Source organism: Flexivirga sp. G2, from assembly GCF_055397625.1.
This window is the reverse complement of record NZ_AP039675.1, coordinates 4,032,239-4,043,702: the sequence shown is the minus strand read 5'-3', so window position 1 is coordinate 4,043,702 and position 11,464 is coordinate 4,032,239. Positions and strand designations below refer to the sequence as shown.

General features: G+C 68.7%; 12 protein-coding genes. 11 read left to right on the top strand and 1 reads right to left on the bottom strand.

Translation table 11 applies throughout. The features are described from left to right. Positions 1–3 precede the first annotated feature (3 nt). Positions 4–750, top strand: coding sequence for a hypothetical protein (locus tag ACZ50J_RS19530; protein ID WP_464298820.1), 747 nt, complete (start codon positions 4–6; stop codon positions 748–750). A 131-nt stretch (positions 751–881) separates the two neighbouring features. Here the strand turns inward: ACZ50J_RS19530 and ACZ50J_RS19525 are convergent, their stop codons facing one another. Next, the gene (locus tag ACZ50J_RS19525) at positions 882–1,406 is read right to left on the bottom strand and encodes an inorganic diphosphatase (RefSeq protein ID WP_464298819.1); all 525 of its coding nucleotides are present in this window, start codon (positions 1,404–1,406) and stop codon (positions 882–884) included. A gap of 87 nt (positions 1,407–1,493) precedes the next feature. Here ACZ50J_RS19525 and ACZ50J_RS19520 point away from each other — a divergent pair, with 87 nt between their 5' ends. The 10 genes from ACZ50J_RS19520 (at position 1,494) to ACZ50J_RS19475 (ending at position 11,439) form a co-directional block, all read left to right on the top strand. Beyond that, the gene (locus tag ACZ50J_RS19520) at positions 1,494–2,915 is read left to right on the top strand and encodes a D-alanyl-D-alanine carboxypeptidase/D-alanyl-D-alanine-endopeptidase (protein ID WP_464298818.1); all 1,422 of its coding nucleotides are present in this window, start codon (positions 1,494–1,496) and stop codon (positions 2,913–2,915) included. Positions 2,916–2,927: 12 nt separating this feature from the next. After that, on the top strand, positions 2,928–3,737 hold the full coding sequence (locus ACZ50J_RS19515) for a class I SAM-dependent methyltransferase (protein ID WP_464298817.1): 810 nt from the start codon (positions 2,928–2,930) through the stop codon (positions 3,735–3,737). 15 nt (positions 3,738–3,752) lie between these two features. Continuing rightward, positions 3,753–4,796 (top strand): zinc-dependent metalloprotease, encoded by a 1,044-nt coding sequence (locus tag ACZ50J_RS19510; protein ID WP_464298816.1) that lies wholly within the window; start codon positions 3,753–3,755, stop codon positions 4,794–4,796. Positions 4,797–4,800: 4 nt separating this feature from the next. Beyond that, complete coding sequence (gene tilS, locus ACZ50J_RS19505) at positions 4,801–5,871, top strand: tRNA lysidine(34) synthetase TilS (protein WP_464298815.1); 1,071 nt, start codon at positions 4,801–4,803, stop codon at positions 5,869–5,871. A gap of 5 nt (positions 5,872–5,876) precedes the next feature. Continuing rightward, on the top strand, positions 5,877–6,428 hold the full coding sequence (gene hpt / locus ACZ50J_RS19500) for a hypoxanthine phosphoribosyltransferase (protein ID WP_464298814.1): 552 nt from the start codon (positions 5,877–5,879) through the stop codon (positions 6,426–6,428). A 184-nt stretch (positions 6,429–6,612) separates the two neighbouring features. Continuing rightward, positions 6,613–8,646, top strand: coding sequence for an ATP-dependent zinc metalloprotease FtsH (gene ftsH / locus ACZ50J_RS19495; RefSeq protein ID WP_464301375.1), 2,034 nt, complete (start codon positions 6,613–6,615; stop codon positions 8,644–8,646). After that, positions 8,624–9,211 carry a GTP cyclohydrolase I FolE gene (gene folE, locus ACZ50J_RS19490; RefSeq protein WP_464298813.1) on the top strand — a complete coding sequence of 196 codons (588 nt, stop codon included), beginning with the start codon at positions 8,624–8,626 and terminating at the stop codon, positions 9,209–9,211. The genes ftsH and folE overlap by 23 nt, the downstream gene beginning before the upstream one ends. Further along, positions 9,211–10,068 carry a dihydropteroate synthase gene (folP, locus tag ACZ50J_RS19485; RefSeq protein ID WP_464298812.1) on the top strand — a complete coding sequence of 286 codons (858 nt, stop codon included), beginning with the start codon at positions 9,211–9,213 and terminating at the stop codon, positions 10,066–10,068. Before folE ends, folP begins: the two co-directional genes overlap by 1 nt. Continuing rightward, entirely contained in the window at positions 10,061–10,954 is an 894-nt protein-coding gene (gene folK, locus ACZ50J_RS19480) for a 2-amino-4-hydroxy-6-hydroxymethyldihydropteridine diphosphokinase (protein ID WP_464298811.1), read from the top strand. Before folP ends, folK begins: the two co-directional genes overlap by 8 nt. Beyond that, positions 10,951–11,439, top strand: a complete 489-nt coding sequence (locus ACZ50J_RS19475; protein ID WP_464298810.1) for a DUF3180 domain-containing protein — start codon at positions 10,951–10,953, stop codon at positions 11,437–11,439. Before folK ends, ACZ50J_RS19475 begins: the two co-directional genes overlap by 4 nt. The last annotated feature ends 25 nt before the right edge of the window (positions 11,440–11,464 follow it).

Below are 11,464 nucleotides of genomic sequence, written 5' to 3'. Positions count from 1 at the left end.
CCCATGACGGTTCAGGGGACCGTGGCGCCGGTGGGGAGCCGGTCAGCCACGAGGCGGGTCAGCCCATGGTGGGTCGCGCGGATGGTGTTGCTGGTGGCAGTGCTCGTCGTCGTCGGCGCCGCCTGGTTCGCGGGCGCCCGGGAGACGTCGTACAACAGCCTGCGCGGCGACGTCGCCGCGGGGCGAACGCATCGTGTCGAGATCACCGGCGGCTTGAACGGCACACGGGGAAGCGCCCTGACCAGCTATCGCTGGCACGCCGGCGCCTACTGGCATGTCGCCGAAGCGACCGAATCGAGTGGTCCCGACGAGACCGATGACATGTCGACCACATCCAACGCGACGCTGGTCCTGTACGGCGACGTGGCCGCGCAACTGCGAGCGATCGCACCGCACCGGGACCTCCGGGTGGTCCGGACCGGCCGCGAGATCTCCGGCTACAGCGCGATCGCCGGATGGCGAGTCCCGGATTGGACGCTGTACGTCGCCATGTTCATGTGGCTCGGCGCGATCTTCGTGCTCGTGAACGGCCCGCAGCCGCGCTGGGCTACACGGTGGGCGTGGTTCTGGGTGATCGCCACGCCGCTGAACGTGGTGGGTGTGCCCTTGTTCCTGCTCGCGAGCGGATCGTGGGCAACTACCTACGTCGACAGTCCAGTCAAGCCGCGTTGGCGACTCACCGGTGGGAAGGCGTTCCTGCTCACCTTCGTGGTCAGCTCGGTGCTTGGGATCTCCTGGTCCCAGGGTTAGCCCCTTCGTGCTGGGTGCGAGAGGTTCGTCGCTGATCGCGCGACCACCAACGCACTGAGCGGCATACGAGATCCTCGGATCCGTATGCCGCTCAGTGCGATCGGCGCCCCTCGATCAGGGGCGGTGCAGCCTCAGTGCTTGTTGGGGGAGACCCAGCGCGCAGTGTCGACGTTCTGGTCCTTAGCGCGCTGCAGGGCGTCGGCGATGATCTTCTCGGCGTCCTCGCGGCCGGCCCAGTGCGAGCCCTCCTCGACGCTCTTGCCCGGCTCGAGCACCTTGTAGGTCTCGAAGAAGTGCTTGATCTCGTCGAGCAGGAACTTGTTGACGTCGCTGACGTCCTGGATGTGGTCCCAGCGCGGGTCGCCCGCGATGACGGACAGGATCTTGTCGTCGCCGCCGGCCTCGTCGACCATCTTGAAGACGCCGACCGGGCGAGCCTCGACGACTGCCCCGGGGACGACCGACTCGGTGATCAGCAGCATCGCGTCCAGCGGGTCGCCGTCCTCACCGAGCGTGTGCTCGATGTATCCGTAGTCCGTGGGGTACTGCATCGACGTGAACAACCGGCGGTCCAGACGCAGGCGCCCGGTCTCGTGGTCGATCTCGTACTTGTTGCGGCTGCCCTGCGGCACCTCGATGGTGACGTCGAACTCCATGACGGCTTTGTCCCTTCGGCGGATCGTTGTGCTTGACTGGCGCCTAGTTTGACGCACCGACGGGTGTGCTGTGGTGGTAGGGGTGACATGAACAAGCGGATCGCGATGGGCGTTGCTGCCGTCGTGGCGCTGGGCGTCGGCTACGAAGCGCTCGATGTGTATGACGTGGTCCCCGGACCGCTCACCCGTTCGGCCGCCGCGGCGACCCCTGTCCCGGAGCCCGGCAAGACCCAGGTGGGGCCGTCCGTTGCACCGCCGACGCCCGCCTCCGCGACGCCGCTCGCGGTCAGCGACGGTCCCGAGCAGGTGCCCGCGAAGGTCCGCGCACAGGTCGCCGCCGCGATGAAGAGCCCGGACCTCGCCAAGAAGCTCGGCGTCGAGATCCTGGACGGCAAGACCGGGCAGGTGCTGCTGCAACAGAACGAGAACGCAGCAATGACACCGGCATCCGTGACCAAGCTGCTCTCCGGGTGGGTCGTCGCCAACACACTTGACCTCGAGAAGCCGTTGACGACCAAGGTGGTCAACGGGGCAGCGACCGGGAAGATCGTGCTCGTCGCCGGAGGCGACACCGCGCTCAATCCGGGCAAGGGCGACCCCGACCACGTCAACGGGCACGCCGGTCTGGCGGATCTGGCGGCCCAGGTGGCGGCATCGCTCAAGAAGGCCGGAACGACCACGGTCAGCGTCGGCGTGGACACGTCATACGCACCGGGGCCGTTGACCGCGAAGCACTGGGACCCGGGTGTCGTCGCCGCCGGCTACACCGCACGCATCGCACAGCTGGGCCTGTCGACCGAGCGCGCGACCGACCCGGCTCGCCCGACGCCCGCCGACCCGGTCGCCTCGACGCAGCAGGCGTTCGTGAAGGCGTTGGTCAAGCAGGGGATCCACGCGACGGCCGGCTCGCACGTGACCGCAGGCAAGGACGCGACCACCCTGGGCAAGGTCGAGTCGTCCCCGCTCCTGGACGTCCTCGGCAACGCGCTGCAGGCCAGCGACAACGCGATGATCGAGTCGCTCACCCGGCAGGCAGCCTTCCACAAGGGCGTCGGCGGCTCGACCGCGGACGTCACCGCGTTCGTCGAGAAGACGCTGAAGGAGGCCGGTTTCAACATGCAGGGCGTCAAGCTGGCCGACGTCTCCGGTCTCTCCGACGGCACGACGATCCCGCCGCGCGTGCTGGCCGACGTGCTGCTCTCGGGCACCAGCGGCAAGAACAAACCGTTCGCCGAGACCCTCACCCGGCTCAGTGTCGGCGGCTACAACGGGACTCTCGACAACCGCTTCCTGCAGCCGTCCAACAACTCCGCCGCCGGTGACGTGCGCGCCAAGACCGGTTCACTCACCGATGTCGCGTCCCTCGCAGGGACGGTCATCACCAAGGACGACCGGGTGCTCGTCTTCGCGGTGATCAACAATGCCGCGAAGTCCTGGGGGCCCTACGGCACCCGCGCCGCGATCGACGACTTCGTCGCCGCGCTGCAGAAGTGCGGCTGTTCCAAGTGAGGGCGGAAGACCTTGTCCGACAGTAGTTTTCCGGGTGCGCGGCAGCAATGGCTCGACTCCGAGCAGTCGCTGCGGGTGAGGTTGCGCCAGGAACTCCTGCGCCGCCAACTCGAGGCGCATCTGGAGGACCGGACGGGCACTGTGCTGGACATCGGCGCCGGCCAGGGGCACAAGACGCTGGAGCTCGCCGAGCTCGGTCACGATGTCGTCGCGGCCGAGCCGGACGACGACATGCGTTCGGTCCTGCACGAGCGGATCGCCGGCGCCGCACCCGAAGTTCGCGAGCGGATCACCGTGTCATCAGCGGGTTTCGGTGGCCTCGACGAGCTGGCCGGTCGAACCTTCGATGCCGTGCTCGCGCTGGGTGTCCTGATGTATCTCCCGTCGGGCACGGACGCCGTGGCGGAAGCCGCTGCCCGAGTCGCGCCCGGCGGCATACTCTCCGTCGCCGTACGCCTGGACGTCTCAGCCGTATGGCGCCCGGCACGTCGCCAGGACTGGCCGACCGCTCTCGCGGCGTTGACCCGATGGGAGCAGGACAAGGCCGCCGGCACGGATCTGCGCTACACCAACGAGATCGGTGCACCCGCTCGCGCAGATTCCTTCGATCGACTCGTCGCCGCCGCGCACGACGCCGGGCTGCAGCTGGAGCAGTGGTACGGCATACGCATCGCCTACGACCTGGCCGATGACGACCCGCCGCTCCCGCCCGACCCGGCCGACATCGAGGCGCTCCTCGCCGTCGAGGAACGACTGGGCGCGCTCGACCCGTTCCGTTACCTCGGTCAGCTCGCGCACCTCGTCTTCCGGCGTCCCGCCTGACATACGCTCGATCCCATGTCTGAGGAGTATGTCGACTGGGCACTGGCCAAGCGCACGGGTCAACGGTGGGTGTCCGACGGCCCGAAGACCACGGCGGCAGAAGCCGCCGACGTCGTCACCGAGCTGCGCGACGCCGCACATCGTGCGCTGCAGCCGGTCGCGGACACCGCTCGCCTCGACGCGACGGCCGGCGCGGAGTCGCCGGTGTATGTCGTCGACCGTGCCTCCTGGATCGATGTCAACGTCGACTCGATGGCGGCCCTGCTCAACCCGGTCGTCGACAAGCTGACGGCCAAGCGCAAGGCCGGCCCGCGCGCCCGAGCGGTCGGGGCGAAGGTCACCGGCACCGAGACCGGCGCACTGATGGGTTTCGTCGCCAGCAAGGTGCTCGGGCAGTTCGACCTCGCCCCGGACGGGCAGCCGAGCCTGCTGCTGGTCGCGCCCAACATCGTCAGCGCCGAGCGCGAGCTCGGCGTCGACCCGTCGGACTTCCGGCTGTGGGTGTGCCTGCACGAGGAGACCCATCGGGTGCAGTTCACCGCCGTGCCGTGGCTGCGGGAGCACCTGATCGAGCGGGTCCGCACCCTTGCCGTCGAGATGGTGCCGGACCCGGAGATGCTGCAGCAGCGCCTGCAGGACGCGGCGAAGGCGCTGCCCGGGCTGCTGCGCGAGGGCAGCGGCGGCCTCACCGATCTCATCGGCAACGCCGAACAGCGCGCCGAACTCGCGAACGTCACCGCGATCATGTCGCTGCTCGAGGGGCACGCCGACGTTGTCATGGACGACGTCGGCCCGCAGATCGTGCCGACGGTGGAGGAGATCCGGCGCAAGTTCAACGCGCGCCGCAGGGGCAGCATGGGACCGGATCGGATCATCCGGCGGCTGCTCGGCCTGGAGGCCAAGATGCGTCAGTACCGCGACGGTGCGGCCTGCTGCCGCGGCGTCCAGGAGCAGGTCGGTGTCGACGGGTTCAACGCCGTCTGGGCCGGACCGGAGAACCTGCCCACTGCCGACGAGATCTACGCGCCGGCCAGCTGGGTCGCCCGGATCCACGGATAACGACATGACCGGCCCCCACCCCGCTGTCGCCGCGTGCCGGCGGCATGTTCGGACAGCACTGTCCGACGCCGGGTTCGTCGCGGGAAGCACTGTGGTCGTTGCGGTTTCGGGCGGCGCCGACTCATTGGCGCTCGCGGCCGCGGTGGCGTTCGAAGCGCCGAAGTTGCGGATCACCACGGTCGCCGTCGTCGTCGACCACCAACTGCAGGACGGCTCCGGTGAGGTGGCGTTGCGCGCCACCGAGCAGTGCCGGGACCTCGGCGTGGACCACGCGGTGGTGCGGACCGTCGAGGTGCCCCGGACCGCGGACGGGCCGGAGGCCGCCGCACGACAGGCACGGTATGCCGCGCTCCAGGCGGCGGCTGCGTCATACGACGCCGTGGCGGTGCTGCTGGGGCACACGCTCGACGATCAGGCCGAGACGGTGCTGCTCGCTCTCGCCCGCGGCTCCGGGCCACGGGCTCTGACCGGTATGGCGCGTGTTGCGGGTCGAGTGCCGGAGGAGCGAAGCGGGGGAGGTGTATCGAGACCCCTCGGTCTCGATACGCAGCCTCGTTCCTCAGCTGCTACTCGACCGGCTTTCGTGCGGCCGCTGCTGGAGGTGACCCGCGCGGAGACGCACGCTGCCTGCGCGGCGCTCCACCTGGAGCCGTGGCACGACCCGCACAACGCCGATCCCCGCTATCTGCGCGTTCGGGCGCGGCGGGCGCTCGCCGATCTGGAGGCCGACATCGGTCCCGGGGTCGTCGCCGGGCTGGCACGCACAGCGTCCCTGGTGCGCGACGATCTCGACTTCCTGGACGACCGGGCCGGCGAGATCGCCGACGAATTCGGCGAATCCCCGTGGGCCGCGGACGAATTGGCTGCCCTCGCCACCCCGCTCCGGACACGGGTATGGCGCGAGCTGTTGCGTCGTGCAGGATCGCCGGCCGCTTCGCTGAGCAAGGTCCACATCGACGCGGTCGATGCCCTGGTGAGCGGATGGCACGGCCAGCAACCCATCCACGTCCCGGGCGCCCTGCAGGTCCGGCGTGGTGCCGGGCTGATCCACGTCGAGCCGCGTCGGGTTCAATAGGGCCCATGGATTCCAGCCATATGGGCAATGACCTGGAGCACGTCCTCTACACCGAGGAACAGATCCACGCGCGGCTCGAGGAACTCGCGACCGACATCTGGCGCGACTACCACGACAAGGACGTGCTGCTGGTCGGTGTGTTGAAGGGCGCCATCCTGGTGATGGCCGACCTCATGCGGGCGCTGCCCGGATCGGTCCCGATGGACTGGATGGCGGTGTCGTCATACGGCTCGGGCACCAAGTCCAGCGGCGTCGTGCGCATCCTGAAGGACCTCGACACCGACATCTCCGGCCGGCACGTGCTGATCGTCGAGGACATCATCGACTCCGGCCTGACGCTCAACTGGATCCGCGCCAACCTGACGTCCCGCGAGCCGGCCTCGCTGGAGATCTGCACGCTGCTGCGCAAGCCGGAGGCCGCCAAGGTCGAGATCGACTGCAAGTACGTCGGCTTCGACATCCCGAACGAATTCGTCGTCGGCTACGGCCTCGACTACGACGAGCGCTACCGGAACCTGCGCGACATCGGCACCCTCGCCCCCCACGTGTACAGCTGACCTGACACGCGAGCGGGTCGCATCTACAGCTGTCGAGGTCATTGCGGAACACCGCCCGCCGCCCACGCGTTGATCCAGCCGGGACACCGCACCGTAGCCCCGCTACCCGCGGTGTACCGTCTACTGGTCTGTCATGGGCTCCGCCCAACTCAAGCAGGAGGATCGGGGCACGCCCCGCAGGTACATGAACTTCAAGCGCGTTCTTCGCAGCCCTGGGCTATGGGTCATCCTCGTCGTGCTGATCGGCGTGCTCTGGCTCGCGGTCGGCAATGTCGGCGGATATCAGAGCATCGACACCTCGCAGGCCGAGAAACTCATCTCGTCCAAGCAGGTCGACTCGGCCACGCTGACCCCCGACTCGATCAAGCTGACCCTCAAGGACCCGACCACGGTCGGTGACAAGAAGGGTCTGACCAAGGTCGAGGCCAACTACGTCGACCCGCGTGGCGACCAGTTGGTCAACCTGCTGGAGAAGAACCCGCCCTCCGGCGGCTACACCGACGACCCGCAGAAGCAGAGCGTCTGGCTGTCGATCCTGATCAGTATGGCGCCGTTCGTGCTCTTCATCCTGATCTTCTGGTTCCTGATGAGCCAGATGCAGGGCGGCGGCTCGCGCGTCATGCAGTTCGGCAAGTCCAAGGCCAAGTTGGCCACCAAGGACATGCCCAAGGTCACCTTCGCCGACGTCGCCGGAGCGGACGAGGCGGTCGAGGAGCTCCACGAGATCAAGGAGTTCCTCGAGTCCCCGAAGAAGTTCCTCGACGTGGGCGCCAAGATCCCCAAGGGTGTGCTGCTCTACGGCCCTCCCGGCACCGGTAAGACCCTGCTCGCGCGGGCGGTCGCCGGCGAGGCGGGCGTGCCGTTCTACTCGATCTCCGGCTCGGACTTCGTCGAGATGTTCGTCGGCGTCGGCGCCAGCCGCGTCCGCGACCTGTTCGAGCAGGCGAAGGCCAACGCTCCCGCCATCATCTTCGTCGACGAGATCGACGCCGTGGGTCGCCACCGTGGCGCCGGACTCGGCGGTGGTCACGACGAGCGTGAGCAGACCCTCAATCAGCTGCTGGTCGAGATGGACGGCTTCGACGTCAAGACCAACGTCATCCTGATCGCGGCGACCAACCGTCCCGACATCCTCGACCCGGCGCTGCTGCGCCCGGGCCGGTTCGACCGGCAGATCGCCGTCGAGGCGCCCGACATGGGCGGCCGCCACCACATCCTGCAGGTGCACGCCAAGGGCAAGCCGATGGCCAACGACATCGACCTGCTGCAGGTCGCCCGTCGTACTCCGGGCTTCTCCGGCGCCGACCTGGCCAACGTGCTCAACGAGGCGGCGTTGCTCACTGCGCGCTCCAATGCGCAGGTCATCGACAACCGCGCCCTGGACGAGGCGATCGACCGCGTGATGGCCGGTCCGCAGAAGCGCACCCGAGTGATGAGCGCCAAGGAGCGCAAGATCACGGCATACCACGAGGGCGGGCACGCCCTGGTCGCCGCGGCGCTCAACCACACCGACCCGGTCAGCAAGATCACCATCCTGCCGCGTGGTCGCGCGCTCGGTTACACGATGGTGCTGCCGGTCGACGACAAGTACTCCACGACCCGCAACGAACTGCTCGACCAGCTGGCCTACGCGCTCGGCGGCCGTGTCGCGGAGGAGATCGTCTTCCACGACCCGAGCACCGGTGCGGCCAACGACATCGAGAAGGCCACCGGCCTGGCCCGCAAGATGGTCACCCAGTTCGGCATGAGCGAGCGGGTCGGCGCGATCAAGCTCGGCTCCGGCAACTCCGAGGTCTTCCTCGGCCGGGACATGGGCCACGAGCGCGACTACTCCGAGGAACTCGCCGGTGTCGTCGACGAGGAGGTGCGCCGACTCATCGAGGCCGCGCACGACGAGGCCTGGCACGCCCTCAACGACAACCGCGACATCCTGGACAGCCTCGTGCTGGAGCTGCTCGAGAAGGAAACCCTCGACGTGCACCAGCTGGAGGTCGTCTTCAAGGACGTCAACAAGCGCCCGAAGCGGAAGATCTGGCTGTCCAGCGATCGCCGCAACGTCAGCGACCGGCCGCCGGTGCTGACCCCCGCCGAGCGGGAGGCGATGGCGCACGGCGTCGACCTGGAGAAGGAAGAGCGGCAGCAGGCCGGTCAGGTGCATCCGCCCGAGGCGGTTGTCGAGGTCCCGGACGGCGGGTATGTCGACCCCACCGAAAATTGATCTGGAGCGAGCAGCAGCCGCAGTGCGCGAACTGCTGCTCGCCCTGGGCGAGGACCCGGACCGCGAAGGTCTGCAGGACACTCCTGACCGTGTCGCGCGTGCGTATGCCGAGAGCTTCGCGGGCATGTGGCAGAGCCCGCAGGAAGCGCTCAGTCGCACCTTCGACGTCGATCACTCCGAGCTGGTCATCGTGCGCGACATCGAGCTCTACTCGACGTGCGAGCACCACCTGGTCCCGTTCCACGGGGTCGCCCACGTCGGCTACATCCCGGCGGCGGACGGTCGGGTCACCGGTCTGTCGAAGATCGCCCGGCTGGTCGACGTCTTCGCCAAGCGACCGCAGGTTCAGGAGCGGCTGACCACCCAGGTCGCCGACGCGCTCGTCGAGCACCTGCACGCGCAGGGTGTGCTCGTCGTCCTGGAGTGCGAGCATCTGTGTATGTCGATGCGCGGCGTACGCAAACCAGGAGCCAAGACGATCACCTCCGCGGTCCGCGGGCAGCTGACCAATGCCGCCACGCGTGCCGAGGCGATGAGCCTGATCAACGGCCAGAGCCGACGCTGATGGCCGCGGCCGAGCCGACCGCCCTGCCACGACGCCCCGCAGATCGGCCACTGGTCATGGGGGTCGTCAACGTCACCCCGGACTCCTTCTCCGACGGTGGTCTCTTCTTCGACGCGAGTGCGGCTGTCGCGCACGGGCGCGAGTTGGTCGACCAGGGCGCGGACATCATCGACATCGGTGGTGAGTCCACCCGGCCGGGTGCCGAGCGGCCGACGGTCGAGGAGGAGATCCGTCGCGTCATACCCGTTGTCGAGGGGTTGGCGGACACCGGTGCCTGGATCTCCGTCGACACGATGCGGTCCGAGGTCGCGCAGGCCGCGGTCGACGCGGGCGCACGGATCATCAACGACGTCAGCGGGGGACTGGCCGACCCGCAGATGACCGCTGTGGCGGCCCGGACCGGTGTCGGTTTCGTCGCCATGCACTGGCGCGGGCACAGCCACGACATGCAGACCCGCGCCGTCTACGACGACGTCGTTGCAGACGTATGCCGGGAGCTGGCCGACCAGGTCGGCGCGGCGCTCGACGTCGGGGTGCGTCGTGAGCAGATCGTGATCGACCCGGGACTGGGGTTCGCCAAGACCGCGGAGCAGAACTGGGTTCTGCTGCAACACCTTTCGGCATTCCAAGAGATGCGCCTGCCGGTGCTCGTCGGGGCGTCCCGCAAGTCGTTCCTGGCGAAGGTGGGCAGCCGCGACGGGCAACCGGTCCCGGCCGAGCAACGGGACTTCGCGACCGCTGCCGTGTCGGTGGTGCTCGCGCAGGCGGACGTCTGGGCGATCCGGGTCCATGACGTGCGCTCGACCTTCGCCGCCTGCGATGTCGTCAAACATCTGAGGGAGGCGACCGATGGCTGATCGGATCACTCTCACCCAGCTCGCCGTGACCACCCCGCACGGGGTGCTCGCGCACGAGAAGCGTGAACCGCAAAGGTTTTTCGTCGACATCGCCATCGAGTGCGACCTGTCGGCAGCCGGCAGCTCCGACGATCTGGACCGGACCATCAGCTACGCCGAGGTGGCGCAGGAGGCGGAGCGCATCCTGCGGCAGCCGCCGGTCGATCTGATCGAGACGCTTGCCGAGCAGATCGCGGCGTCGGTGCTCGCCCGGCCCGCGGCCGAGGCGGTCGAGGTGACCGTGCACAAGCCGGATGCGCCTGCGGGCGTGGAGTTCTCGTCGATCGGGCTCACCGGTCCGGCGGTGATGGTTCGTCGTGAGCAGCACCGTCCCGTGGTCATCGCGATGGGCGCCAACCTCGGTGACCGGGTCGCCACCCTCGCGTCGGCGGTCCGTGCCCTGGGTCGGATCGAGGGACTGACACTGATCGAGGTCAGCGGACTCTTCGAGACCGATCCGGTCGGCGGCCCGGAGCAACCCGACTACCTCAACGCCGTCGCGGTCGGCACGACCCGGCTCGCGCCGTGGACGTTGCTCGACCGGCTGCACGAGATCGAGGCGGGCCGCGGACGGACCCGCGAGATCCGTTGGGGTGCGCGGACTTTGGACCTCGACCTGATCCAGGTCGGCGACCCGGCTGCGGACAGCGACCTGCGATTCGACTCCGAACAACTGACCCTGCCGCACCCGCGGGCACACGAGCGGGCGTTCGTGTTGGCGCCATGGCTCGCTGCGGACCCGCAGGCCCGACTGCGTGTCGGCCGAAAGGTCGTGCCCGTTGTCGAGCTGTTGCGCGCGTCGGACTCGTCCGGCATACGCGTCGGTCCGCAGTGGTGCCCCCTGTGAACGAGTCCGGGGTCACCTGGCGGCACGCGGCCGGTGTCGGCGTCGTGGTGCTGCTCGTCTGTTACGGCCTATTGCGGTGGACCACCGCGCACGGGCACGGGCTGCCGCACATGTCGTGGTTCATCCTGGTCACGCTCGTGCTGTTGTCCTTCGCCGTGCTGGCCGCCGGCTGGGAGGTCCGTGCTTACCTGCACGGCACGTCGACCCGACCTCCGACGCCGCTACGCGCCCGACGCGCCCTGGTCGCCGCGCAGGCATGGGTGCTGGCGGGCTCGATGTTCGCCGGCTGGTTCGCCGCATTCGCGCTGGTGGAGCTCGGCCGTCTCGACGCGGGCAGCGCACGCGGCGGGCTGATCCAGGCGATCGTGCTCTTGGTCGGCTCGATCGGTGCCGTGATCGTCGGCCTGGTCGTCCAGGGCTGGTGTCGCATCCCGAAGAACAAGGACGACGATGACGACTCTCCGGGCGGATCGTTGCCGGCCTGAGAGATCTGCTTGTGCGGTGCCTCAT

Bases quoted from the DNA above. Each gene is read 5' to 3' on its own strand.
- ACZ50J_RS19530 (WP_464298820.1), top strand. From the start codon at position 4: ATGACGGTTCAGGGGACCGTGGCGCCGGTGGGGAGCCGGTCAGCCACG.
- ACZ50J_RS19525 (WP_464298819.1), bottom strand. From the start codon at position 1,406: ATGGAGTTCGACGTCACCATCGAGGTGCCGCAGGGCAGCCGCAACAAG.
- ACZ50J_RS19520 (WP_464298818.1), top strand. From the start codon at position 1,494: ATGAACAAGCGGATCGCGATGGGCGTTGCTGCCGTCGTGGCGCTGGGC.
- ACZ50J_RS19510 (WP_464298816.1), top strand. From the start codon at position 3,753: ATGTCTGAGGAGTATGTCGACTGGGCACTGGCCAAGCGCACGGGTCAA.
- tilS (WP_464298815.1), top strand. From the start codon at position 4,801: ATGACCGGCCCCCACCCCGCTGTCGCCGCGTGCCGGCGGCATGTTCGG.
- hpt (WP_464298814.1), top strand. From the start codon at position 5,877: ATGGATTCCAGCCATATGGGCAATGACCTGGAGCACGTCCTCTACACC.
- ftsH (WP_464301375.1), top strand. From the start codon at position 6,613: ATGAACTTCAAGCGCGTTCTTCGCAGCCCTGGGCTATGGGTCATCCTC.
- folE (WP_464298813.1), top strand. From the start codon at position 8,624: ATGTCGACCCCACCGAAAATTGATCTGGAGCGAGCAGCAGCCGCAGTG.
- folP (WP_464298812.1), top strand. From the start codon at position 9,211: ATGGCCGCGGCCGAGCCGACCGCCCTGCCACGACGCCCCGCAGATCGG.
- folK (WP_464298811.1), top strand. From the start codon at position 10,061: ATGGCTGATCGGATCACTCTCACCCAGCTCGCCGTGACCACCCCGCAC.